At 49.3% G+C, this 24,128-nt stretch carries 21 protein-coding genes and 1 riboswitch; of the genes, 10 read left to right on the top strand and 11 right to left on the bottom strand.

Going from position 1 to position 24,128, the window contains the following annotated elements:
• Positions 1-202 precede the first annotated feature (202 nt).
• From BZG75_RS09755 to BZG75_RS09745, 3 genes are read right to left on the bottom strand one after another with little or no spacing between them, the layout of a single operon-like run.
• Positions 203-949, bottom strand: coding sequence for an amino acid ABC transporter ATP-binding protein (locus tag BZG75_RS09755; RefSeq protein ID WP_077576846.1), 747 nt, complete (start codon positions 947-949; stop codon positions 203-205).
• Positions 946-1,617: an amino acid ABC transporter permease gene (locus tag BZG75_RS09750; protein ID WP_077461794.1), complete on the bottom strand. Its 672-nt coding sequence runs from the start codon at positions 1,615-1,617 to the stop codon at positions 946-948. Before BZG75_RS09750 ends, BZG75_RS09755 begins: the two co-directional genes overlap by 4 nt.
• Positions 1,618-1,674: 57 nt before the next feature.
• Positions 1,675-2,427, bottom strand: a complete 753-nt coding sequence (locus tag BZG75_RS09745) for an amino acid ABC transporter substrate-binding protein (protein ID WP_025744541.1) — start codon at positions 2,425-2,427, stop codon at positions 1,675-1,677.
• A gap of 345 nt (positions 2,428-2,772) precedes the next feature.
• Here BZG75_RS09745 and dnaA point away from each other — a divergent pair, with 345 nt between their 5' ends.
• The 5 genes from dnaA to BZG75_RS09720 all read left to right on the top strand — a co-directional run bounded on the left by dnaA (position 2,773) and on the right by BZG75_RS09720 (position 9,480).
• On the top strand, positions 2,773-4,170 hold the full coding sequence (gene dnaA, locus BZG75_RS09740) for a chromosomal replication initiator protein DnaA (protein WP_025744542.1): 1,398 nt from the start codon (positions 2,773-2,775) through the stop codon (positions 4,168-4,170).
• Between the two features lie 2 nt (positions 4,171-4,172).
• Positions 4,173-5,273: a DNA polymerase III subunit beta gene (gene dnaN / locus BZG75_RS09735; protein WP_025744543.1), complete on the top strand. Its 1,101-nt coding sequence runs from the start codon at positions 4,173-4,175 to the stop codon at positions 5,271-5,273.
• A 3-nt stretch (positions 5,274-5,276) separates the two neighbouring features.
• The gene (gene recF / locus BZG75_RS09730) at positions 5,277-6,356 is read left to right on the top strand and encodes a DNA replication/repair protein RecF (protein ID WP_025744544.1); all 1,080 of its coding nucleotides are present in this window, start codon (positions 5,277-5,279) and stop codon (positions 6,354-6,356) included.
• A gap of 18 nt (positions 6,357-6,374) precedes the next feature.
• Complete coding sequence (gyrB, locus tag BZG75_RS09725; protein WP_077576845.1) at positions 6,375-8,792, top strand: DNA topoisomerase (ATP-hydrolyzing) subunit B; 2,418 nt, start codon at positions 6,375-6,377, stop codon at positions 8,790-8,792.
• A 247-nt stretch (positions 8,793-9,039) separates the two neighbouring features.
• Positions 9,040-9,480 carry an Hsp20 family protein gene (locus BZG75_RS09720; protein ID WP_077576844.1) on the top strand — a complete coding sequence of 147 codons (441 nt, stop codon included), beginning with the start codon at positions 9,040-9,042 and terminating at the stop codon, positions 9,478-9,480.
• Between the two features lie 259 nt (positions 9,481-9,739).
• On the opposite strand, the gene BZG75_RS09715 is transcribed toward BZG75_RS09720, so the two are convergent.
• The 3 genes from BZG75_RS09715 to glyQ form a co-directional block, all read right to left on the bottom strand.
• Positions 9,740-10,993, bottom strand: a complete 1,254-nt coding sequence (locus tag BZG75_RS09715) for a valine--pyruvate transaminase (RefSeq protein WP_077461797.1) — start codon at positions 10,991-10,993, stop codon at positions 9,740-9,742.
• Positions 10,994-11,312: 319 nt separating this feature from the next.
• On the bottom strand, positions 11,313-13,382 hold the full coding sequence (glyS, locus tag BZG75_RS09710) for a glycine--tRNA ligase subunit beta (RefSeq protein WP_077576843.1): 2,070 nt from the start codon (positions 13,380-13,382) through the stop codon (positions 11,313-11,315).
• Positions 13,383-13,391: 9 nt separating this feature from the next.
• Positions 13,392-14,303, bottom strand: coding sequence for a glycine--tRNA ligase subunit alpha (glyQ, locus tag BZG75_RS09705; protein ID WP_025673809.1), 912 nt, complete (start codon positions 14,301-14,303; stop codon positions 13,392-13,394).
• A 174-nt stretch (positions 14,304-14,477) separates the two neighbouring features.
• Positions 14,478-14,587: riboswitch (yybP-ykoY riboswitch) on the top strand.
• A 92-nt stretch (positions 14,588-14,679) separates the two neighbouring features.
• Between glyQ and BZG75_RS09700 the strand changes: the two genes are divergently transcribed.
• The gene (locus tag BZG75_RS09700) at positions 14,680-15,240 is read left to right on the top strand and encodes a TMEM165/GDT1 family protein (protein ID WP_025744547.1); all 561 of its coding nucleotides are present in this window, start codon (positions 14,680-14,682) and stop codon (positions 15,238-15,240) included.
• A 35-nt stretch (positions 15,241-15,275) separates the two neighbouring features.
• Here the strand turns inward: BZG75_RS09700 and tusA are convergent, their stop codons facing one another.
• On the bottom strand, positions 15,276-15,524 hold the full coding sequence (gene tusA, locus BZG75_RS09695; protein ID WP_077576842.1) for a sulfurtransferase TusA: 249 nt from the start codon (positions 15,522-15,524) through the stop codon (positions 15,276-15,278).
• Between the two features lie 122 nt (positions 15,525-15,646).
• Here tusA and BZG75_RS09690 point away from each other — a divergent pair, with 122 nt between their 5' ends.
• Positions 15,647-15,850, top strand: a complete 204-nt coding sequence (locus tag BZG75_RS09690; RefSeq protein WP_025744548.1) for a hypothetical protein — start codon at positions 15,647-15,649, stop codon at positions 15,848-15,850.
• A gap of 171 nt (positions 15,851-16,021) precedes the next feature.
• Here BZG75_RS09690 and acuI read toward each other — a convergent pair whose 3' ends face one another.
• The 3 genes from acuI to fadB all read right to left on the bottom strand — a co-directional run bounded on the left by acuI (position 16,022) and on the right by fadB (position 20,531).
• Positions 16,022-17,014, bottom strand: coding sequence for an acrylyl-CoA reductase (NADPH) (gene acuI, locus BZG75_RS09685; protein ID WP_077576841.1), 993 nt, complete (start codon positions 17,012-17,014; stop codon positions 16,022-16,024).
• 156 nt (positions 17,015-17,170) lie between these two features.
• A complete protein-coding gene (gene fadA / locus BZG75_RS09680; RefSeq protein WP_077576840.1) occupies positions 17,171-18,334 on the bottom strand; it encodes an acetyl-CoA C-acyltransferase FadA in 1,164 nt (387 codons plus the stop codon).
• 16 nt (positions 18,335-18,350) lie between these two features.
• Positions 18,351-20,531, bottom strand: coding sequence for a fatty acid oxidation complex subunit alpha FadB (gene fadB / locus BZG75_RS09675; RefSeq protein WP_077576839.1), 2,181 nt, complete (start codon positions 20,529-20,531; stop codon positions 18,351-18,353).
• A gap of 216 nt (positions 20,532-20,747) precedes the next feature.
• On the opposite strand from fadB, the gene BZG75_RS09670 reads away from it, so the two are divergent.
• The 3 genes from BZG75_RS09670 to hemG all read left to right on the top strand — a co-directional run bounded on the left by BZG75_RS09670 (position 20,748) and on the right by hemG (position 23,469).
• Positions 20,748-21,371, top strand: a complete 624-nt coding sequence (locus BZG75_RS09670; RefSeq protein WP_077576838.1) for a YigZ family protein — start codon at positions 20,748-20,750, stop codon at positions 21,369-21,371.
• Positions 21,372-21,456: 85 nt separating this feature from the next.
• Positions 21,457-22,914 (top strand): TrkH family potassium uptake protein, encoded by a 1,458-nt coding sequence (locus tag BZG75_RS09665; RefSeq protein WP_077576837.1) that lies wholly within the window; start codon positions 21,457-21,459, stop codon positions 22,912-22,914.
• 18 nt (positions 22,915-22,932) lie between these two features.
• A complete protein-coding gene (gene hemG / locus BZG75_RS09660) occupies positions 22,933-23,469 on the top strand; it encodes a menaquinone-dependent protoporphyrinogen IX dehydrogenase (protein ID WP_025744923.1) in 537 nt (178 codons plus the stop codon).
• A gap of 455 nt (positions 23,470-23,924) precedes the next feature.
• Here the strand turns inward: hemG and BZG75_RS15455 are convergent.
• The coding region (locus BZG75_RS15455; protein WP_206779525.1) for a hypothetical protein at positions 23,925-24,128 on the bottom strand (204 nt) is incomplete at its 5' end.

Raw genomic sequence — 24,128 nt, 5'->3', positions numbered from 1 at the left:
ACCTTTATTACTGATCAGTGTTAGGTTTGTTAACCCGACGTGGGAGGGTAGCAGTATGCTTGTCTCCGACGCCTCTCAACAAAGAGGGCGGATTGTAGCCATTGACTAACGATTAGTCAATCACAAAACCCACGCCACTTCGGGCCGTGAATTATAAGCGCTTAGTCGCAGATCGCAAGGATCCTTGCCAACTGATCGCAAATTAAGCGGTGATCCCGACTTGATTCAAAAACTTATGCAATCGGGGATCATCACAGTGATTAAACAGCCAATCCGGTGTGCCCTGAGCGATAATATTGCCATCGTTCATAAATACCACACGATCAGCAACATCACGCGCAAACTGCATCTCGTGGGTCACCACCAGCATGGTTTGGTGGCGAGTGGCGAGCTTTTTCATTAGCGCTAACACCTCGCCTACCCATTCTGGATCGAGCGCGGATGTTGGCTCATCGAAAAGCAGTAGCTCGGCTTCCAGCGCCATCGCACGGCCAATCCCTACGCGTTGTTGTTGGCCACCCGATAAAGAGGCCGGATAGTGGTCGCCTTTATCGCCAAGCCCGATATCGTCCAAAATCTGTTGCGCGCGCTGGCGAGCTTTAGCTTTTTGCCATCCTTTTACAGTGCGCAGGCCTTCAGCAATGTTATCGCGTGCGCTCAGGTGGGCAAACAAGGCATAGTTTTGGAATACAAACCCAGTTTGACGCCGCAACGCTAGAATGTCCTTTTTTGGCGTGGCTGAATTGCCGCTATCGACGCGTTGTTCGCCGATTGTTATCACCCCTTGTTCCGCACGCTCTAGGAAATTAATGCAGCGCAATAAAGTAGATTTCCCAGTACCACTTGGACCAATAATACAGACGATTTCGCCACGTTCGATAGCCAAATCAATCCCATCGAGAACAGCGATGCCCTGATAGACTTTTTTCAACTTTTCTATTTTTATCATCGTTGATACGCCTTATTGAGATGTGCTTCGGCCCAATATTGCACGCGGGTGAGTGCGACCACGATCGCCCAGTAAATGAGCGCGACGGCCAGGTATGCTTCAAAAAACTTGAAACTGGATGAGGCTTCCATTTGCGCTTGTGCCATGATTTCGGTCACGCCTAGTGTAAAAGCGAGAGAGGTGGCTTTAATCATATCGATGAAATAGTTCATCAATGACGGCAGAGCAATGCGCACGGCTTGCGGTAAAATAATGCGTTGCATGGCTTGTCGCGTCGTCATGCCGATGGCTAAGCTCGCTTCCATCTGACTGCGATCGACCCCGAGAATTGCGGCACGAATCGATTCGGCCATATAGGCAGAAAAGTGCAAACTGATCCCAATCACGGCTGCAGTAAAGGCATCCATCCCCACTAAACTGGGGATCACCTGTGGTAAGCCATAATAGAGCAAAAACAACTGCACCAATAAAGGGGTGCCGCGAAAGAAGCTAATGAAGATTTGCGCTAAGCCATTTAACCCAGGGACACGAAAGACGCGAATTAAGGCGATGGCGACGGCTAAGGCGAGGGAGAAAAGTAGCCCCAAAAAGGCCATTTCCATGGTGATCCCTAAATAGCTAAGCAATAGAGGGAACAGCGAGACCATATAATCGAAATCAAACGCCATGAGAGTCCTTTAAACAAAAAAGCCCGCCAACGCGGGCTTTTTAATGTTGGTGAATACTTACTTTTGGGTGACGTCAGCACCAAACCACTTGATCGAAATATCGGCTAACGTGCCGTCATCACGCATGTTGACGAGTGTTGTGTTCACCTCATCACGTAAGCGCTGGCCGCGGTCGTTGTCAACAAATGGCCAGGCGTTGGCAATGGTTTCAAAAGGCTGACCCGCTAATTGTAGAGGCAAGCCCGACTCTTTGATCAATTGTAGTGCGGAGAGGCGGTCCATAATAAACGCATCGGCACGGCCCAGGGCCACATCGTGCTCAATACCGGTTTCGTAGGTTTTGATATGGATATCATCGGACGCTGAATGATCGCGAAGGAGTTGCTCAAAGTTAGAGCCCAAGTTCACCGCGACCGTCTTATCTTTTAAATCTGCGACGGACTGAATCGCGTCATTGCCCTTACGAACCGTGATTTGCGCCCCATCGACGACATACGGGTTGGTAAACAAATATTTCGCTTGGCGCTCATCGGTGATAGTGATTTGGTTTGAAATCGTATCGATACGGCCAGTTTGTAAAAGCCCAAATAAGCCCGAGAAGTTAGCCGTTACATACTCGATATCGTAGTCATTACGCTGACCAATCTCATCCCAAAGGTCGACTTCAAAGCCTTGTAGTTGGTCTTGTTTGACAAAGGTAAAAGGAAAGTATCGGCCAGACATGCCCACTTTGACGGTGTCTGATGCAAAAGCGGGGACTGAAATCACCATGCTCAGGCTGAGCAGGGCGTTGAGGATCCATTTAGTCATGAAAAACTCCGTAATAACCACATCAATATTGATAGGAAACGTAATATAGAGGGGCGAGGGAGGGACGAGAAATACCTTGTTGTTATGAGTAATAACGTATTAACAGGCGTGAGTCGGATCGATGCGGACATGGCCTGGAATTCTCGGACTGGTCACGACGACCATGTGCGTAATGTTGTGAGTAAAAAGCGGGTAGGCTGTGGCGATCTCTGGGTTATCTGTGGGATCTATGTGCATAAGTCGGATCTTATTCACTGATTTCGGGATCTTGTGGGTAGCGATCTGAGCGCGACAGGAGTACCATTATGACCTTTTCCTTTTCGGTATAACTGCGTGGAGTCAAACGTGTCATCATCGCTTTGGTTGCAGTGTCTTGAACGGCTTCAAGATGATTTACCTGCAACAGAATTTAGTATGTGGGTACGGCCACTTCAAGCCGAACTCAATGACAATACGTTGACCCTGTTTGCCCCTAACCGTTTTGTGCTTGATTGGGTGCGTGATAAATATTTGCATCAGATTAATCAACTGCTGAATGAGTTTTGTGGTGTCGACGTGCCTATGCTGCGCTTTGAAGTGGGCAGTAAACCGGTTGCTGCTGCGCCGCAATCTGCGCCAGCAGGTCCGGCGTCAGCCCCTGCGCCTCAACAAGCGGCCCCTGCCCCCACTCGTGGACGCGTTTGGGAGCCGGCACCGTCACCGGTGCAATCGGATGTCAATCATCGCTCCAACGTGAATCCGAAACACAAGTTTAATAACTTTGTGGAAGGTAAATCGAACCAGCTTGCACTCGCGGCGGCACGGCAGGTCTCGGGAAACCCGGGAGCGGCATATAATCCGCTGTTTTTGTATGGTGGGACGGGTCTGGGTAAAACGCATTTGCTCCATGCGGTGGGCAATGCTATTTCCGATCGAAAGGCAGATGCTCGCGTGGTTTACATGCACTCTGAGCGGTTTGTGCAAGACATGGTCAAAGCACTGCAGAACAACGCCATCGAAGAGTTTAAGCGCTACTACCGTAGCGTGGATGCGCTCTTGATCGATGATATTCAGTTTTTTGCCAATAAAGAGCGCTCACAAGAAGAGTTTTTCCATACCTTTAATGCCTTGCTTGAGGGGAATCAGCAGATCATTTTGACCTCTGATCGCTACCCAAAAGAAATCAATGGGGTTGAGGATCGCTTGAAATCACGCTTTGGTTGGGGCCTGACGGTTGCTATTGAACCGCCTGAATTGGAAACGCGTGTGGCGATCTTGATGAAAAAGGCAGAAGACCACGCGATTCGTTTGCCGGATGAAGTTGCCTTCTTTATTGCTAAGCGGTTGCGGTCGAATGTCCGTGAACTGGAAGGGGCGCTTAATCGTGTCATTGCCAACGCCAACTTTACCGGCCGCGCGATCACCATTGATTTCGTTCGGGAAGCGTTGCGCGATTTGTTGGCGCTACAAGAAAAGCTGGTCACTATCGATAATATTCAGAAAACCGTGGCAGAATATTATAAAATCAAGATGGCGGATTTGTTATCTAAGCGCCGGTCTCGCTCGGTAGCACGCCCTCGTCAAATGGCGATGGCCTTATCGAAAGAGCTGACCAACCACAGCTTGCCAGAAATTGGTGATGCCTTTGGCGGTCGTGACCATACAACCGTATTGCATGCATGCCGTAAAATTGAGCAACTGCGTGAAGAAAGTCACGATATTAAAGAAGATTACTCTAACCTGATTCGAACATTGTCGTCCTAATTATGAAATTTATTCTTACGCGTGAGCAGCTACTTCAACCGCTGCAACAAGTTTCTGGGGCTTTAGGTGGGCGCAGTACCTTACCGATCTTAAGCAATCTTCTGATTGAAGTCGCCGAGCAGCAACTTAAGCTCACCGCCACTGATATGGAGGTAGAGCTTAATGCAACGGCACCGTTGGAGGGAGAGCATCAAGATGGGGCGATAACGGTTCCCTCGCGTAAGTTCATGGATATTATCAAAGGCTTGAACAGTGAAGCTCGTATTACGGTTGCTCAAGAAGGTGATCGTGTCGTGGTGCGAGCGGGTCGAAGCCGGTTCACCTTGTCCACCTTACCGGCTAGCGATTATCCCAACATCGATGATTGGCAAGCGGATGTAAGCCTGCAGCTGCCACAAAATAAACTGAATCACCTGATTGATGCGACTCAGTTTTCAATGGCAAACCAAGATGTGCGGTATTATCTCAATGGCTTGCTGTTCGAAACCGATGGACAAACGCTACGTACGGTAGGGACCGATGGTCACCGTATGGCAGTGTGCCACCTGACCATGGATGAAAGCGCGCCAGCGCAACAAGTGATTGTGCCGCGTAAAGGCGTCAGTGAGCTAGCGCGTTTGTTGGATGATAGTGAGAATCCGGTCAATATTCAGATTGGTGCTTCCAATATTCGTGCGGTAGTCGGCAACGTGACCTTTACTTCGAAGTTAGTCGATGGACGATTTCCTGACTATCGCCGAGTGCTGCCGCAATCGACGTCTCGGACACTTGAGGTTAATTGCGCGGAGCTCAAGCAAGCCTTGTCGTTAGCCGCGGTGCTGTCGAATGAGAAATTCCGTGGTGTTCGGATGAATATTGATGGCAGTGAGCTGCGCATCTCTGCCAATAACCCCGAGCAAGAAGAAGCCGAAGAATTTTTGGAAGTGAATTATCAAGGCGAGGCCATCGAGATTGGTTTTAACGTCAGTTATGTTTTAGATGTGCTCAACGTTTTGCGCTGTAACACTGTCCGTTTTTCAATGACAGACGCGGTCGGCAGTACTTTGATTGAGGACTGTGATCGCGATGATGCCATGTATGTCGTGATGCCCATTCGCCTCTAGATTATGGCGCTCACTCGACTGGTCATTCATGACTTCAGAAATATTGAAGCCTGCGATATCGAACTGTCGTCAGGCTTTAACTTTTTAATTGGCCCCAACGGCAGTGGAAAAACCAGTGTCTTGGAGGCGATTCATTTTCTTGGCCACGGGCGCTCATTTCGCAGCGCACTGAACAGCCGTGTGATCCGTCATCAACAACCGAGCTTAACGGTCCATGGCCGGGTGAAAACGCAAGATGGGATCTTGCTTCCGGTCGGCATTCAAAAGCGCCGAGACGGCAGTGCCGATGTTAAAATAGGTCAAGAAAAAGGGCAAAAGCTAGTGGCACTGGCCAAAGTCTTGCCCTTGCAGCTGATTACCCCTGAAGGGTTTGAGCTATTAACAGATGGTCCTAAATTTCGCCGTGCGTTTATCGACTGGGGGGTGTTTCATTCCCAACCCGGTTTTTTTGAAGCGTGGACGCGGGTCAAGCGGCTCACCAAGCAACGGAACGCCGCGCTTAAAACTGCGCGCAATTACCGTGATATACAAGTGTGGGATGCAGAACTTGCTAGCTTGGCCGAGCAAATTAGTGTTTGGCGACAAGCTTATGTTAATGCTGTGGCCGAGCGCGCAACGGCGTTATGCCAGGCATTTTTACCCGAGTTCTCGATTCAGTTTCGGTTTTCTCAAGGCTGGGAGCGCGGTGCAGATTACCAGGCTTTGTTGGCGACTAACTTCGAACGCGATCAGCAAATGGGCTACACGGTGTCTGGGCCACACAAAGCCGATTTACGCATCAAGGTGGCCGGTACCCCGGTCGATGATGTGCTCTCTCGAGGGCAACTAAAATTGATGGTTTGTGCGCTTCGGCTTGCACAAGGACAGCTTTATAGCGAAGAGCAAGGCATCGCCTGTATCTACCTGATCGATGACTTTGCCTCAGAATTAGACAGCCGCCGCCGGGCACTGCTAGCCAGTGAATTGACCCGGATCGGGGCGCAGGTTTTTGTCAGCGCCATTAGTGCCGATCAAGTCGCGGAAATTTGCGACGAAAATAGTAAGATGTTTCATGTGGAACATGGCAAAATTAACGCAGGATAAATAAGCGAGAGTAACTCAATGTCCAACGAATACGATTCATCGAGTATCAAGGTACTGAAGGGCTTGGATGCCGTCCGTAAGCGTCCGGGAATGTATATCGGCGACACCGACGACGGTACCGGCCTACACCATATGGTGTTTGAGGTGGTCGATAACTCGATCGATGAAGCACTGGCCGGACATTGTAACGATATCGTGACCACCATTCACGAAGACGGCTCTGTGTCGGTCCGCGACGACGGTCGTGGTATCCCTGTCGATATTCACGAAGAAGAGGGTGTTTCAGCTGCCCAAGTTATCATGACCGTGCTGCACGCCGGGGGTAAATTTGATGATAACTCGTATAAAGTGTCGGGCGGCCTACACGGTGTCGGTGTCTCTGTGGTTAACGCACTGTCAGAAAAGCTTGAATTGACAATTTGGCGTAACGGTTATGCCCACCAACTCAATTTTTCTCATGGTGAGCCACTGGGTCCCTTGGTTCAACTGGGCGAAACCGATCAAACCGGTACCCGCATTCGTTTTTGGCCGAGTGAAGAAACCTTCACGGATATTCACTTCAACTACGAGATCCTCGCCAAGCGCTTACGTGAATTGTCTTTCCTTAACTCGGGTGTGTCGATTCGATTGATTGACGAGCGCGAGGAAGACAAATCGGATCACTTTAAATATGAAGGCGGTATTCGTGCGTTCGTTGAGCATTTGAATAAAAAGAAAACCGCGATTCATCCATCGGTGTTCCATTTTGAACATATGCGTGATGATGGCGTTAGCGTCGAAGTCTCAATGCAGTGGAATGATGGTTACCAAGAGAACATCTACTGTTTTACCAACAATATTCCACAGCGCGACGGTGGTACGCATTTGGCTGGGTTCCGCGGTGCACTGACGCGAACCTTAAACAGCTTTATGGACAAAGAAGGCTACTCGAAAAAAGCTAAAGCAGCGACGTCTGGCGATGATGCCCGTGAAGGTTTGACGGCGGTGGTATCGGTCAAAGTCCCTGATCCTAAGTTTTCGAGCCAAACCAAAGACAAACTGGTGTCATCGGAAGTGAAATCGGCGGTTGAGTCGGCGATGAGCAGCCACTTGTCTGACTTTTTAATTGAACATCCAGCCGATGCCAAAGTGGTGTGCTCCAAGATTATTGATGCCGCACGTGCACGTGATGCAGCGCGTAAAGCGCGTGAAATGACACGTCGTAAAGGGGCTCTGGACTTAGCTGGCTTGCCTGGTAAATTGGCCGACTGCCAAGAAAAAGATCCCGCCCTGTCTGAGCTCTACATTGTGGAGGGTGACTCAGCCGGTGGCTCAGCGAAACAAGGGCGTAATCGCAAAAACCAAGCGATATTGCCGCTTAAAGGTAAGATCTTAAACGTGGAAAAAGCCCGTTTTGATAAGATGTTATCGTCGCAAGAAGTGGCGACCTTGATCACCGCCATGGGCTGTGGGATTGGTCGCGAAGAGTACAACCCCGATAAGTTACGCTACCACAGCATCATTATCATGACGGATGCTGACGTTGATGGCTCGCACATTCGTACCTTGTTATTAACCTTCTTCTATCGCCAAATGCCTGAGTTGATTGAGCGTGGTTATATTTATATCGCTCAGCCACCTCTTTATAAAGTGAAGAAGGGTAAGCAAGAGCAGTACATCAAAGACGATGAAGCGATGGAGCAATATCAGGTCGCGCTGGCACTGGAAAATGCCTCATTATTTGTGAACCCTGATGCGCCAGCGATGCATGGTGAATCGCTTGAAAAGCTGGTCAAAGAGTACAATGGTGTGCTTAAACTGATTCAGCGTATGAAGCGTCGTTATCCTGCGGCATTGCTGAATGAGCTACTGTACCAACCGCGTTTAGCGGTCGAGGAACTTCGTGACGAATGGGCCGCGAAGAAGTGGGTTGAGAACATTGTCGACATCCTTAATCGCAAATCGACCGGTGAAAGCCACTATAAAGCGTCTTGTCGCTTTGATGAAGATCATCAAGTTTGGGTGCCTGAGTTGGTGGTGCGAACCCATGGTGTTGATTACAAGTACCAGGTCAGCTATGACTTCCTGAATTCGAAAGAATATGGGCGTATTGCGAGCTTATCGGAAACACTCGATCAGCTACTTGACGAGGGTGCTTACGTGAAGCGTGGGGAACGGACCCAAAAAGTGGAGACCTTTGAGCAGGCGCTAAACTGGTTGGTTAAAGAATCCATGCGTGGTGTCTCGCGTCAGCGTTATAAAGGTTTGGGGGAGATGAATCCTGATCAACTTTGGGAGACCACCATGGATCCTGAAGGGCGCCGTATGATGCAGGTGACTATCCACGATGCGGTTGCGGCCGATGAGCTGTTTACCACCTTGATGGGTGATCAAGTTGAGCCTCGTCGGGCCTTTATTGAAAACAACGCGCTGAAAGTGGAAAACCTCGACGTGTAAACTACTGATCCGTTAGTTGTCTCTATTAAGGCCAGCAGTATTGCTGGCCTTTTTTGATATTTATATATGCAACATAATGCTCAAGGTATGACTGATTACATACAGAAAAAAATTTAAAATCAGCCATTGAAATCAATCGGCGCAACCCTATATAGAGTAATGAGGCGATGCCATTGGGTCGCTGGGGGCTTGTCCAGGTTGGAAAGCCGTAGATAACATTTTATTGCTTCATAGGAAGGATAAGATTATGCGTAACTTTGATTTCTCTCCACTCTATCGTACCGCGATTGGCTTTGACCGTTTGTTCGACTTGGTCGAGAACAGTAACACTAATAATGCGGGTGGGTTCCCTCCTTACAACATTGAGCAAAGTAAGGAGAACCAGTACCGGATTACGATGGCTGTTGCTGGATTCGGGCAAGATGAAGTCGATATCACTCAGCAAAAAAATAGCCTGACGATCTCCGGCAAAAAAGCCGAACGAAACCAGAACACTAAGTTCTTATACCAGGGCATTGCTGAACGAGACTTCGAACGCAAGTTCCACCTCGACGATCATATTAAAGTGATGGGGGCGGAAATGGAAAACGGCATGCTGCATATTGATCTGGTTCGTGAGGTGCCTGAAGAAGAAAAACCTCGCCGTATCGAAATAGGCGGTAACCGCATGCTAGAAAACGCAGAATAAGCGCGGCAGAGACATGAAGGTTTAGCGGCGCAGCTACTCCAAGCAATAAGTTAATCGTAACGAAGAGGGCAGCTAACGCTGCCCTTCATTTATGCATATTGGTTGCTTTCAGTCTGCTTATCATTGCAGGAACCTGGCTTGTCGATGATAACGATGGATGACGTGCCAGATTGTTACGTTGGTTCGAACTGAGCCTGAGCCAATGTTTCACGTGAAACAGTAAAGAAGGAGCTCGGTAAGTGTTCCACGTGAAACAGTGTTAGCCCTCTTGGTAGGCACGGATGACTTCTTCGCCAATAATCTCTATGCCTCGTTGCATGGTATCGTCGTCTTGGACGTAGTTCATGCGAATACATTGTCTCGCATGAGGCCAATCCTCGCTTTCCACACCAATAAAGAAATATTCGCCTGGCACCACCAATACACCACGGGCTTTTAGTCGCTGGTACAGTGTTTGGGTAGAAATGGGTAAGTCTTCAAACCACAGCCACAAAAAGATGGCCCCCTCGGGTTTATGCACGCGAACACGCTCATCATTAATAGTGTCCAACACCATACGAAGTGTGCGCTGTGATTTTTGTTGGTAGAAGGGGCGAACGACCTCTTTGCTTAATCGCAACAAGTCACCTCGTTCAATCATCGCCAGCGCCATTGCCGGTCCGACACTGTTTGGCGATAGGCTAACGATGCCGTTGATATTTGACATGGCTTGGATGACATCTTCGTTGGCGATCACGATCCCGCAACGCACCCCGGGTAACCCTAGCTTGCTGAGGCTAGAGCAAAGAATAGTATTGTCGTTCCAAAACGGGGCAACATCTTCAAAGATAATATCAGGGAACGGCGTACCGTAGGCGTTATCGATAATCAATGGAATGTTATGCTCGCGCGCGAGTTTATCAAGCTGCTGGATCTCGCTATCAGTGAGCACATTACCGGTTGGGTTGGTCGGCCGAGAGGCACAGATAGCACCAATGCTGTCATCAATGGTTAAGCGACTAAAGTCGACATGATATTTAAACTGTCGATTATCCATTAACTCAATGTCAGGTTGGTAGCTAACAAAGATATCGTCGCTGATCCCTGCATCGCCATAGCCAATATATTCAGGCGCCAAGGGGAGTAAAATCTTTTTATGGCTGCCGTCTGAATAACGTCCCGCTAAAAGGTTAAACAGATAAAAGAACGCACTTTGACTACCGTTGGTGAGCATGATGTTTTTACTGGAAAGCTGCCACCCATAGGTCTTATTGAGAAGCTCGGCGAGGGCATTCAGTAATGCCGACTTACCTTGTGGGCCATCATAGTTGGCCATGGCATGGACGAGGCTACCATCATCCAGCATCGATTGGCTCAGTGTTTTGAAGTAATCGAGCATTTCCGGTATCGCAGCGGGGTTACCGCCACCGAGCATAATCGCATCTGGATTACGTAAGCCATCATTCAAATCGTCCATTAACTGGGTGATACCCGAGTGGTTAGCGAGTTTCTCGCCAAAGTGAGTGACTTCCATGATTACTGCCTTCAAATATTTATGTCATTGTTTTGGTTAAGCTGCCATCAACATACAACAATTGTTTGTGAAAAAGAAAGCGTTGTGAGGCTGTTATCGAACGCTCTTTAAGTCCGGTGGTTGACAGGGTTGTTACGTTATCAGTACAGCGTTGATATGCCACTATCTGGGAAGGTTAGGTTGAGAGTAAAACGAAGAAGTAAGTACACTGATGCGAAGCATTCATCGTGGTTATAGGCCTAGTGTTTCACGTGAAACATAACCAGGATTAGCATAAAAAACCCCGCTAGTGCGGGGTTTGATAACGCCTTCGATGGGTCTATTTTTGCAGTACCGAGATATCTGCCACGTTGAGGAACTGCTCACGGATAAGGTGAAGCATCGCTAAACGGTTGGCCTTCAGTGCTGGGTCATCGGCCATGACCATCACATTATCAAAGAAGGTATCAACCGGTGTGCGCAATTGCGCCAGTTCGGTCAACGCGCCTTGATAATCGCTGTCAGCAAACAAAGGCTTAACCGCAGCGACTTTTTCTGCCACTACATCCGCCAGTACTTTTTCAGCGTCTTCTTGTAGTAAGCTGCTATCGACTGTGCTGGGCAGCTCGCCGTCGTACTTCGCAAGGATATTGCCAACACGTTTGTTGGCGGCGGCCAAGGCTTCTGCTTCGTCCAAGCTACGGAAATGAGAAACGGCTTTCACACGGCTATCGAAATTGGCAGGCTTGGTTGGACGGCGCGCTAATACCGCTTGGATAATATCGACGCTATAGCCCATATCTTGATACCAGCTGCGGAAACGACCTAGCATAAAGTCTAAGACCTCGGTCTCTACTTCTTTATGGGTGAGGCGATCATCGTATTGGGCTTTGGCGTCGCGAATGAGGTCGACTAAATCCAGCTGATAGCCGTTTTCAACGATAATACGTAGCACACCGAGAGCAGCACGGCGTAGGGCGAATGGATCACTCCCTTTTGGTGCTTGGCCAATACCAAAGATACCGACGATGGTATCCATTTTGTCGGCCATTGCAACGGCTGACGATACTGGCGTCGTAGGTAGCTTATCACCGGCAAAGCGCGGCCAATATTGCTCGTTCAGTGCCAGCGCAACCGCTTCTGGTTCACCATCATGACGTGCGTAGTGCATGCCCATCACGCCTTGCGTTTCGGTAAACTCAAACACCATTGAGGTCATTAAGTCACACTTTGCCAGCTGGCCAGCGCGCTCGGTGTGTGCTTTGTCGGCACCGATACGCTCTGCAATCTGTCCTGCAAGTGCAGTAATGCGGTCGGTTTTATCTTTGATGGTACCTAATTGTTTTTGGAATACCGCGCTATCAAGCTCTGGCAGGCGATCAATCAATGGGCGCTTGCGATCAGTATCAAAGAAGAACTCCGCATCCGCGAGGCGAGGGCGTACGACTTTTTCGTTCCCTGAGATAACCTGTGTCGGATCTTTCGATTCAATGTTAGAAACAAAGATAAACTTAGGCAGTAGCTCGCCGTTGGCGTCATACACTGGAAAGTACTTTTGATCGCCTTTCATGGTGTACACCAGCGCTTCAGACGGTACTTTGAGATATTTGTTCTCGAAAGAGGCGGTCAGTACTACCGGCCATTCTACCAATGAGGTGACTTCTTCGACCAAGTCTTCATCCAGCTCAGCCATTCCGCCCACTGCGTCCGCGGCTGCTTTGGCATCTCTAATAATCAATGCCTTACGCTTTTCATAATCCGCCATCACTTTGCCTTCCCGCTCGAGACGCTCAGGGTAGTGATCGGCGTGAGCCAGGGTTAAATTCGGCTCACCCATGAAGCGGTGACCACGAATAACACGGTCGGACGCCACGCCCAAAATCGTGCCTTCAATTAAGGTTTCGCCGTATAGCATTACCAAGGTTTTCACCGGGCGGATAAACTGGGTGTCTTTATCACCCCAGCGCATGGGTTTAGGAATAGGCAACTTGTTTAGCGCGTTATCGGCTAGCACGGGCAGCAAAGCGTCAATGGCTTGGCCAGGAACGTGTTGACGATAAAGCAGCCACTCACCTTTATCGGTTTTTAAGCGTTCAGCTTCGCTGACATCAATACCATTACCGCGCGCCCAACCCATGGCGGCTTTGGTGGGATTGCCGTCGGCGTCAAAAGCAGCGCTGACCGCGGGTCCGCGTTTTTCTACGACCTTATCGGGTTGGCGATCGCTCAAAGCGGCCACTTTTAACGCCAGCCGGCGAGGCGATGCATACCAAGTAACACCTTGGTGGCTCAGGTCAGCGTCTTTTAGTTGCGCTTCAAACTGACTCGCGAAGGCTTCAGCCAGTGTGCGCAATGCTGTCGGTGGTAGCTCTTCCGTACCTAGCTCTATCAGGAAATTTTGCGTTGCCATGATGCTCCCTTATTGAGTGTGGCGGCACATGGGGAAGCCCAGTGCTTCGCGTGATGCATAGTACGCCTCAGCAACCCGCTTAGTCAGGGTACGAATGCGTAAAATATAGCGTTGGCGTTCAGTCACTGAGATGGCTTTTCGCGCATCCAGTAGGTTAAACGCATGACCAGCCTTTAGGATCTGCTCATAAGCAGGCAAGGGGAGCGGCTGCTCGAGATCCAAGAGCTTGGTACTTTCGGCTTCGCACTGATCAAAGTAGCGGAACAGAAAGTCAACATCAGCATGTTCAAAGTTGTAGGTCGACTGCTCCACCTCGTTTTGATGGAAAATATCGCCGTAGGTCACTTTGCCAAACGGACCATCAGTCCAGATTAAGTCATAGACAGAATCGACTTCTTGGATGTACATGGCCAAGCGCTCGATACCATAAGTGATTTCGCCGGTAACGGGTTTGCATTCCAGACCACCGACTTGCTGGAAGTAGGTAAACTGGGTAATTTCCATTCCGTTAAGCCACACTTCCCAGCCTAAACCCCACGCACCCAGTGTTGGGTTTTCCCAGTTATCTTCGACAAAGCGAATATCGTGAACTTCGGGATCTATACCTAACACACGCAGAGAGCCTAGATAGAGCTCCTGAATATTGTCGGGTGATGGTTTGAGAATGGTTTGAAATTGATAATAGTGCTGCAAACGGTTTGGGTTCTCACCATAACGACCATCGGTTGGACGACGAGAAGGTTGAACGTAAGCCGCTGCGATCGGTTCTGGTCCAAGGGCACGCAAGCATGTCATCGGGTGGGAGGTTCCCGCCCCCACTTCCATGTCTAGCGGCTGAACAATGGTACAGCCTTGCTGGGCCCAATAATCCTGCAGCGCGAGGATCATACCCTGAAAGGTTTTGATATCGAATTTATGCATTGTCAGGTTCGCGCGAGTTGATGAATGGAGAAAATAGCTGGCAATTATAACTCGCAGCGCGCTCAAGCAGTAGGGGGCTGGCGGATTTTTGTGCGTCTTTAACCGACTTATCGATACAGCGGTAATATGGATGAATAGACGTTGCCAAATGATTGTTCAAATCGTAAACTAGCGCCGTCTTGGGGAGTAGTCGACCACTGCACAGTCAGTGGGGCAATCATCAACATAGTTGAAGCAAAATCTTCATGGTGATTGCAAGCCCACCTTTATGGTGCTCTGGGCTTGACGAGACCAACGACAATCGCACGAACCGGGGTGGGGCGTGTGTGTTGTCGTGGTTGAATCATAATAAGCCCTGCCCCAGATGAGCATTGTCATGAGCGTTCTTGCTATTTCTATTTCCACCGTCACCTTGGCGGAAATAGGGGATAAAACCCAGTTACTATCTTTGGCGTTGGCGACCCGGTTTCGAAAACCCGCGGTGATTGTCAGTGCCATTCTATTAGCCACTTTGGTTAACCATGCAATAGCCGCATGGCTTGGTGTGGTGGCCGCAGACGTTCTAACAGACACCGTTTTACACGTCATTTTGATTATCAGTTTTAGTGTGATGGCGGTTTGGATGCTGATCCCAGATAAGCTTGAGGATGAAGGCATACAGGGAAAGAGTGCATTTTGGGCCAGTTTTACCGCCTTTTTTGTCGCTGAAATAGGGGATAAAACCCAATTGGCGACCACGGCACTGGGGGCACAGTTTAATGATGCACTGTGGGTTGTGGTGATTGGTTCTACCATTGGGATGCTGTTAGCCAATGTTCCCGTGGTTTTAGCCGGCGATAAGATTCAGCGCCATGTGCCATTTGCGGTGGTACGCGCGCTTGCCGCGGCCATGTTTGCGGCATTGGCTGTACTCGATACCTGGTATCTACTGAGTTAACGCAGGACAATGATGAATTGGTATAAGGGTTGGCATTATGCCAGCCCTTTTTTGATCAAAAATTGAAACGGCACGGTCTCTGTTTGGGCAGCGACCAGGATATGGTCCATAAAGCGACAAAAACTCGGAATATCTCGTGTCGTAGAGGGATCATCAGCGGTGATAAGCAAGGTCTGACCGTCATCCATATGGCGGATACGCTTACGTACCATCATTACAGGTTCAGGGCAGCGCAACCCTAAAGCATCAAGCTGATGATCAGCATGGTTAAAAAGCGTCGTCATGTCGGTGTCCTCAAAAAATGTCGACCTGATCATACTTACGAGTCAGAATTATTCAAATAGGGTTGTGATTGTAAAATTATTGTGTAAATTAATTAACAAGTCGTTAACGAATGGCGAGTGGCATGAGAAAAGTAAACGAGCAACAATTTGGTTTTACTTATGGCTACCGTGTATTGGCTTATACAGGATTGAGCGCCCTTGCTTTTTTAGACTTAGCGCATAGTCAGGGTCACGCTCTATTAACGACTTTAGCATTGCTGGTGTCTGCGCTGGGGTTGTTGATGGAAACATTGACCGTTCAGCCAACAGATTCTTCGCAAGGCTAGCTAACTCACTCAACAGCGACACTCACTCTCACTCCCTAGTTTTCTTGGGCTTCCCCGCTTTCAGAGCGGGATTTTTTTTGCCTGTTATTCAGAGAAAACCAGTAACGGAAACAAGGCCAATATCTCGCTGAGTATTGACCTTGTGTCATATGATGAATCTTGCGTTTATGGTTAGTCTTGCTTGGTGATATCAATCACCACGCGGCCTTTTATTTCGCCATTGATGATTTTATCGGCGTACGCTGGCGTCTGGGCCAGGGCGATAGTGTGGCACGCTTGTTCAAAGTAGCGTGCGGGTAACAGCTTGGTGAGTGACTGCCATGCGGCGAGCCGTTGTGGTCTCGGGCAAGAGACAGAGTCCACTCCTTGCAAGCGTACATTCCGCAAAATAAATGGCATGACGGTGGCAGGGAGGTCAAAGCCACCGGCAAGGCCACATGCAGCGACCGTACCACCATACTGAATTTGTGACAGCACGTTGGCGAGCATTTGACTGCCGACGGTATCAACTGCACCAGCCCAGTGTTGTTTATCAAGCGGGCGCCCAGGGGCGCTAAATGCGTCGCGCGGTAAAACGTCATTGGCACCAAGCTGTTCAAGCCAGGTTTGGTTTGCGTCTAGGCGGCCAGTGACAGCACTGACGCGATAACCGAGAGCATGTAATAAGGTGACGGCGACAGAGCCTACGCCACCACTGGCGCCCGTGACTAATACTTTGCCGTCTTCTGGCTTAACGCCGCCATCAATCAAGGCTTGTACGCATAACATGGCAGTCAACCCAGCGGTGCCGACCATCATGGCTTGTTGTTCAGTCAGCCCTTCGGCTAAGGGGACTAACCAATCACCGTTAACGCGCGCTTTCTCAGCCATGCCACCCCAGTGGCCTTCACCGACGCCCCAGCCGGTCAGCACCACTTTATCTCCAGGTTGATAGTCTGGGTGCTGGCTGTCTGCAACCGTGCCAGCAAAATCAATACCTGGCACCATCGGAAATTGGCGCACAATTTTCCCTTTGCCGGTAATGGCGAGGCCATCTTTGTAATTGAGTGAACTATAGTCAATATCGACGGTAACATTGCCGTCAGGGAGATCACTCTCTGCTAAGGCGGTGATATTGGCGAGGGTTTGTTTTTCGTGTTGTTCGAGGACAAGCGCGTTAAACATGGCATTCTCCCGGTTGGAATAAGTGAGCGGCCATACTAGGCCGAGCGAATAATCGACCACTTGCGTTATATCAATCACTATGCGATTGAACGCCGTTAGACGCAACCCAAAAAAAAGAGCGGTAAACACCGCTCTTTTATCGTCACGAAGAAGGCATTACACGCGTTCGAACACGGTGGCAATCCCTTGACCCAAACCAATACACATGGTTGCCAACCCTAAGGTGGCATCTTGACGCTCCATTTGATGCAACAAGGTGGTCGAGATGCGTGCACCTGAACAGCCTAATGGGTGACCCAAGGCAATGGCGCCGCCATTGAGATTGACCTTTTCATCGACTTTATCCATCAGGCCGAGATCTTTGACGCAAGGTAGTGATTGCGCGGCAAATGCTTCGTTCAGCTCCACAAGATCAATATCATCGATACTCAATCCAGCGCGTTTCAGTGCTTTTTGGGTGGCTGGCACTGGGCCATAACCCATAATTGATGGATCACAGCCGGCAACGCTCATCGCACGAATGCGTGCTCGAATAGGGAGCCCGAGTGATTTGGCTTTTTCTTCGCTCATCACTAGCATTGCTGATGCGCCATCTGATAGCGCCGATGAAGTACCCGCCGTCACTGTGCCCGTAACAGGGTCAAAGGCGGGGCGCAGGTTGGCCAAGCTTTCAACCGTGGTTTCTGGACGAATCACCTCATCATCTTCAACCAGAGTCAGTAGACCGTTGGCATCATGGCCTTCGATAGGGGCTATCTCTTGTCTAAAACGCCCTTCTACCGTGGCTGCGTGAGCACGCGCATGAGAGCGAGCAGCAAACTCGTCTTGCATTTGGCGGCTAATACCATGCATACGACCAAGCATTTCTGCAGTAAGCCCCATCATGCCTGCTGCTTTTGCAACCGATTTAGACAAACCAGGATGGAAGTCGACACCATGGTTCATCGGCACGTGTCCCATATGCTCCACGCCCCCAATCATGAAGGTGTCACCATCGCCAACCATGATTGCACGCGCTGCATCGTGTAGCGCTTGCATCGACGAACCACACAGGCGGTTGACGGTGGTAGCACCAACGGAGTGTGGGATCCCCGCTAATAAAGCGGCATTACGCGCAATATTAAAGCCTTGTTCTAGCGTTTGCTGGACACAGCCCCAATAAATATCTTCAATTGCGCTGCTTTCGACTGCTGGGTTGCGAGTCAGTAAGGATTTCATCAAGTGCGCCGATAAGTCCTCCGCGCGTACATTGCGAAATACACCGCCTTTAGAGCGGCCCATTGGTGTACGAATACAGTCAACGATCACTACATTGTTCATTGTTCTCTCCTTAACCTTAGGCTGATTGCGGTGCGTTGACCGGGGTCACATCAAAGTAAGCCTGTTTGTCGCCCGCACGACGTTTCATATCCGTTGGGACATGATACAAGGCGCCAAGATCAGAGAATTTGTCTGCCATTGCGACATAGTGATCAACACCCAGAGTATCAACATAACGGAAAGCACCACCGCGGAATGGCGGAAAACCAATGCCATAGACCAAGGCGATATCTGCTTCAGCAGGAGAGGCGATAATGTTTTCTTCGAGACAACGTGCCACTTCATTGACCATCGGCACCATCATACGAGCAATTATATCTTCATCACTGATATCTGACTGATTCCCCTCGATCACGGAGGCAAGTAACCCAGGTACGGCCTCATCAGCTTCTTTTTTCGGCTTCCCTTTTTTATCGATAGAGTAGCGATAGAAACCCTTGCCGTTCTTTTGACCGAAACGCTCGGCGTCGAACATCACATCAATCGCATCACGACCAGATTTACTCATGCGATCAGGAAAGCCTTCTGCCATAACCGCTTGCGCGTGGTGCGCGGTATCGATACCAACCACGTCGAGTAAGTAGGCAGGGCCCATTGGCCAGCCAAATTGCTTCTCCATAATCTTATCGATGCGTTGGAAATCCACACCGTCACGAAGAAGAAGGCTAAAGGCATGGAAATAGGGGAAGAGTACGCGGTTGACGAAAAACCCGGGACAGTCATTGACAACAACCGGTGATTTGCCCATTTTCGCTGCATAGGCAACCACACGGGCAATGGTTTCATCGGAGGTCTTTTCGCCTCGAATCACCTCGACCAACGGCATGCGGTGGACGGGGTTAAAGAAATGCATGCCACAGAAGTTTTCTGGGCGCGCCATTGACTTGGCCAACGTATTGATAGGAATGGTGGAGGTATTCGATGCAATTACCGCATCCGCACTCACTTGCTCTTCTACCTCTTTGAGAACACTGGCTTTGATTTTAGGGTTCTCTACCACAGCCTCAACAACTACATCGCTATGTTCAATGCCGGCATAGTGTAGACTTGGGGTGATTGACGACAGCACTTGGCCCATTTTAAAGCCATCGATACGACCGCGTTCGAGTTGCTTATTGAGTAGCTTGGTGGCCTCTTTCATGCCCAAATCTAGCGATGCTTGTGCAATGTCTTTCATCATCACAGGCACGCCTTTTAGGGCCGATTGGTAGGCGATGCCGCCGCCCATAATACCTGCACCTAGAACGGCACCACGCTGGGTATCTTTCCCTTGTTTAGCGGCTTTTTTCGCCTTGCCTTTGATCACTTGATCATTGAGGAAAATCCCGACTAAGGCTTGAGCAACGTCGGTTTTTGCCAGTTTCACGAAATAGCGATTTTCGACCTTGAGTGCCTCATCGCGTGTCATGCCGGCCGCCTCTTCAATGGCCGTCACGGCAGTCATTGGCGCTGGATAGTGCTTACCGGCTACCTGAGCCACCATGCCTTTAGCCATGGTAAAACTCATGGCGGCTTCTGTGCGGTTTAGCCCCAATGGTTGTTTTTTCTGCTGACGACGGCCTTGCCAATCAATTTTTTCATTGATGGCTTGAGTGAGCATACTGATTGCCGCGTCACGAAGGTTATCTACTTCAACGACGGCATCCACTAATCCTTCTTTGAGCGCTGCCGCGGCGCGTTTTTCTTTACCTGCAGTGATAATTTCCATCGCCGTATCGGCACCCACTAAACGCGGTAAGCGCACAGTGCCACCAAACCCAGGCATAATACCCAGTTTGGTTTCGGGGAGACCAATCCGTGCGTCAGAGCTTGCAACACGTAAATCGGTAGAAAGAATACACTCGCAGCCGCCCCCTAAGGCATGGCCGTTGACGGCGCTGATCGTCGGATAGGGGAGGTCTTCTAAACGATTGAAGATTGCGTTCGCGCGCGAAACCCAATCAGAGAGCTCTTGGTCGGGCTTGGCAAATAAACCGAGAAACTCGGTGATATCGGCGCCGACAATAAAGGCCGACTTTGCAGATGTGAGCATGAGCCCCTTTACATCTTCTCGGCCTGCTAAGGCGTCGAGGGCTCGGTCTAAGCTTTCTAGCGTCGACAGATCCAGTTTGTTGACAGAACCCTGGCTGTCCAGTGTCAGTTCTACAATGCCGTTTTCCAATGCACGAACTGAAAGGTTATCTCCTTGGTAGATCATGGTTTTTCTCCACGTTGGCCGTACCATCCTGGTTGAATACTGTTCTGGTTAGACCAGATGAGCTCTAGTGTGGATCATTGTTATAATAAATGACAACCAAAAGTTAAACGAATGTTTAAAATATGTGGTGTGGATTGTTTTTGCTGCGTGGGCGTCCCTGTAGAAGAAGCGGAGATATGATAAAGTGCAAGGTAGAAACTCAAGGATTATATCATTATGCCGATCACGCCTTATGCGGTTCCTGCAGAGACTGTCAGGCACGAGCTTGAAATAAAAAAGAGCCGATTTATCACCTATCTTGCTCACACACCGGGTGAGGCAGACGCGAAGCAGTTTATTCAATCTTTACGCAACGCTTACCCTGATGCGCGCCATCATTGTTGGGCCTTCGTCGCGGGAAGACCCGAATCATCGGTACAATGGGGCTGTGGTGACGATGGCGAGCCCGCAGGAACCGCAGGTAAACCAATGCTTGCGCAACTGTCGGGCGCAAAAGTCGGAGAGGTCTGTGCGGTGGTTGTCCGTTATTTCGGTGGGATCAAACTGGGTACCGGGGGCTTAGTGAAAGCATACGGTACCAGTGTGCAACAAGCGCTAAGCTTATTAACAACGCGTGAGGTTGCTGTCACGGTTCCTTACACAATAAGCTGTGAATATGCTCACATTGATACTATCGAGGCGCTACTAAAGCAGTACCATGGCATTCAGCTTGATGCTGCGTTCAGTCATAATGTGCAGCTAGCTGTCCGTATTGATGCGCGATTCATCGAAGGTTTTCTTGATGCGCTAAAAAATCAAACTCGTGGGCAGGCACAAGCTTACTCAACAGAACATCAATAATTAACGTCAGGCATTTAGCCTGCTTTACGTGTAACGATGAGACGGCAGTAAAAGGCTGTCGCTGATAAGAGGGCCACGTCAGGCTATGCAATTTCGTTCCATTACCCGCATCGTCGGACTTCTACTGGCCCTGTTCAGCATTACCATGCTCGCCCCTGCGCTGGTGGCTTTTATTTACCGTGACGGTGCTGGGCTCCCGTTTGTATTGACATTTTTCTTACTGCTTGCGGGGGGCGGATTACTTTGGTTTCCAAACCGTGATTACCGGCATGAACTCAAAGCGCGCGACGGTTTTTTAATTGTCGTGCTGTTCTGGACGGTGATCGGCAGCGCAGGCTCTGTGCCGCTGATGTTGTCGGAACAGCCTGATTTATCGGTCAGTGAGGCGTTTTTTGAGTCCTTTTCGGGGTTAACGACGACAGGGGCGACCGTGATCGTGGGGTTGGACGAGCTCCCTAAGGCTATTCTATTTTATCGCCAGCTGCTTCAATGGCTGGGCGGAATGGGGATTATCGTCTTAGCGGTGGCGATTCTTCCCGTGCTTGGCATCGGGGGCATGCAGCTTTATCGTGCAGAGATCCCAGGGCCGGTCAAAGATACCAAAATGACGCCCAGGATAGCCGAAACCGCGAAAGTCCTTTGGTACATTTATCTGACACTGACGGTCAGCTGCGCGTTAGCCTATTGGTTGGCCGGTATGTCAGCGTTTGATGCGATTGGGCATAGCTTTTCAACCGTTGCAATTGGCGGTTTTTCAACCCATGACGCAAGTATCGGTCACTTTGACAGTACGGCCGTAAACCTGATCACCGTGGTCTTCTTGTTGATATCTGCTTGCAACTTTTCGCTTCACTTTGCGGCCTTTGCTAATAACGGGCTCAATTTAAAGTTTTACTTGCGCGATCCAGAATTTCGCGCATTTTTGGTGATTCAGCTCCTATTATGGCTGGTGGTGTTTGCTATGCTGAGTGGACATCAAGTCTATGACAGTTCCGCTGAAACTTTCACTCAAGCATTATTTCAGTCGGTATCTATTTCAACCACCGCAGGCTATACCACGACGACATTTGCTCATTGGCCGCTGTTTTTACCTGTTCTATTGTTATTCACTTCCTTTATCGGCGGGTGTGCAGGCTCAACAGGTGGGGGGATGAAAGTCATTCGTATCTTATTGCTTTCACTACAAGGAACGCGCGAGCTTAAGCGCTTAGTCCATCCCCGTGCAGTGTATACGATTAAGGTGGGTAACAAAGCCTTACGTCAACAAGTTGTCGACGCGGTATGGGGATTTTTCTCCGCCTATGCGTTGGTCTTTGTGATCTGTATGCTGGCGTTAATTGCAACCGGCATCGAAGAGCTGACCGCTTTTTCGGCTGTGGCGGCCACACTCAATAATCTCGGCCCAGGCTTGGGCGAAGTGGCTGCTCACTTTGGTGATATTAATGACACAGCGAAATGGGTACTGATCCTGGCGATGCTGTTTGGTCGTTTAGAGATATTCACATTACTGGTTTTATTTACCCCCACTTTTTGGCGTAGCTAAACAGGGGAAGGAGAAGCAATGAGCAACGCAACGCAGAAAGTGCTGCTGTTACACTCAAGTCGGGAAGGGCAAACTAAGAAGATTCTACATTATATAGAGAGTCAGCTTGGAGAACGTGCGCAGTGTGACGTGAGCGATCTCCATCAAGTGCCAACACTCGATCTTACCCAATATGATCGGGTGTTAATCGGAGCATCGATTCGTTATGGCCACTTCAATAAAAAGCTCTATCAATTTATCGATACGCACAGCGAACAGCTAAACCGAGTGAAAGCGGGCTTTTTTAGTGTCAATTTAACCGCGCGTAAACCTGGTAAAGATACCGCAGAAACGAGCGCCTATAGTCGTAAGTTTCTAGAAAAGTCGCCATGGACGCCTCAGTTGCATGGCGTGTTCGCCGGAGCCCTCTACTACCCGCGCTATAAATGGTTCGATCGTATGATGATTCGCTTGATTATGCATATTACCGGCGGCGAGACGGATACGAGTAAGGAAGTGGAATATACCGATTGGCAAAAAGTGAAAGCATTTACTGATCAATTTGCTCAGTTTTAGCCCATAGCGCTGATTATTTGACCGAACGGCGGCTTTTTGCAAAAAAAGTCGCTTTTCCCTCTTGCTAAGGCGATCAACTTCTCTATAATGCGCCTCCATCGACACGGCACGCAGGACAAGCGCTCAGCGCCATGTTGAAGTAAAAAATCAAATAAAAATAAACGCTTGACGTGAGTTTTTAAAAGATTAAGATAACCGTCCACCTAACGCCAAGCGTTAGGGGAGTCAAAAAGAAGTTTTATTTCCAGCCTGAGGGTTGAAAATAAAAGATAAAATTTCTTCTTGACTTTAACGGTAAGGCGCGTAAGATACGCAGCCCTGACCAAGCGAAGCGCAGCTTCGCACAGTCAATGCTCTTTAACAATTTGACCTATGCAATCTGTGTGGGCACTCGTTGAGAATAGRCAAAAAGATTTATTCGATGAACTGAGTGAACAATACGATATAACTTTTAGTTATTCGGCACAGTCAATTCGTTTGTCTCGCAAGAGACGAACAAAACAGTATTTATCGAGCCGTTTGTCTTTTCTTAGGAAAAGCAAACACCAAAACTTTAATTGAAGAGTTTGATCATGGCTCAGATTGAACGCTGGCGGCAGGCCTAACACATGCAAGTCGAGCGGAAACGGCAGTATTGAAGCTTCGGTGGATTTACTACT

Origin of the sequence: Salinivibrio sp. AR640 (assembly GCF_001995405.1) — a bacterium.
GTDB classification, from domain to species: Bacteria; Pseudomonadota; Gammaproteobacteria; order Enterobacterales; family Vibrionaceae; genus Salinivibrio; species Salinivibrio costicola.
Note: the sequence above shows the minus strand (reverse complement) of the source record. Positions and strands in the feature narration are given on the sequence as shown.

Excerpts from the sequence above, each read along its gene's own strand:
- gyrB (WP_077576845.1), top strand. The coding sequence starts at position 6,375 with ATGTCCAACGAATACGATTCATCGAGTATCAAGGTACTGAAGGGCTTG.
- BZG75_RS09755 (WP_077576846.1), bottom strand. The coding sequence starts at position 949 with ATGATAAAAATAGAAAAGTTGAAAAAAGTCTATCAGGGCATCGCTGTT.
- acuI (WP_077576841.1), bottom strand. The coding sequence starts at position 17,014 with ATGTTTAACGCGCTTGTCCTCGAACAACACGAAAAACAAACCCTCGCC.
- BZG75_RS09700 (WP_025744547.1), top strand. The coding sequence starts at position 14,680 with ATGAGCGTTCTTGCTATTTCTATTTCCACCGTCACCTTGGCGGAAATA.
- dnaN (WP_025744543.1), top strand. The coding sequence starts at position 4,173 with ATGAAATTTATTCTTACGCGTGAGCAGCTACTTCAACCGCTGCAACAA.
- glyQ (WP_025673809.1), bottom strand. The coding sequence starts at position 14,303 with ATGCATAAATTCGATATCAAAACCTTTCAGGGTATGATCCTCGCGCTG.
- BZG75_RS09715 (WP_077461797.1), bottom strand. The coding sequence starts at position 10,993 with ATGGAAGTCACTCACTTTGGCGAGAAACTCGCTAACCACTCGGGTATC.
- BZG75_RS09750 (WP_077461794.1), bottom strand. The coding sequence starts at position 1,617 with ATGGCGTTTGATTTCGATTATATGGTCTCGCTGTTCCCTCTATTGCTT.
- BZG75_RS09690 (WP_025744548.1), top strand. The coding sequence starts at position 15,647 with ATGAGAAAAGTAAACGAGCAACAATTTGGTTTTACTTATGGCTACCGT.
- tusA (WP_077576842.1), bottom strand. The coding sequence starts at position 15,524 with ATGACGACGCTTTTTAACCATGCTGATCATCAGCTTGATGCTTTAGGG.
- BZG75_RS09665 (WP_077576837.1), top strand. The coding sequence starts at position 21,457 with ATGCAATTTCGTTCCATTACCCGCATCGTCGGACTTCTACTGGCCCTG.
- hemG (WP_025744923.1), top strand. The coding sequence starts at position 22,933 with ATGAGCAACGCAACGCAGAAAGTGCTGCTGTTACACTCAAGTCGGGAA.
- glyS (WP_077576843.1), bottom strand. The coding sequence starts at position 13,382 with ATGGCAACGCAAAATTTCCTGATAGAGCTAGGTACGGAAGAGCTACCA.
- fadA (WP_077576840.1), bottom strand. The coding sequence starts at position 18,334 with ATGAACAATGTAGTGATCGTTGACTGTATTCGTACACCAATGGGCCGC.
- recF (WP_025744544.1), top strand. The coding sequence starts at position 5,277 with ATGGCGCTCACTCGACTGGTCATTCATGACTTCAGAAATATTGAAGCC.
- fadB (WP_077576839.1), bottom strand. The coding sequence starts at position 20,531 with ATGATCTACCAAGGAGATAACCTTTCAGTTCGTGCATTGGAAAACGGC.
- BZG75_RS09670 (WP_077576838.1), top strand. The coding sequence starts at position 20,748 with ATGCCGATCACGCCTTATGCGGTTCCTGCAGAGACTGTCAGGCACGAG.
- BZG75_RS09720 (WP_077576844.1), top strand. The coding sequence starts at position 9,040 with ATGCGTAACTTTGATTTCTCTCCACTCTATCGTACCGCGATTGGCTTT.
- BZG75_RS09745 (WP_025744541.1), bottom strand. The coding sequence starts at position 2,427 with ATGACTAAATGGATCCTCAACGCCCTGCTCAGCCTGAGCATGGTGATT.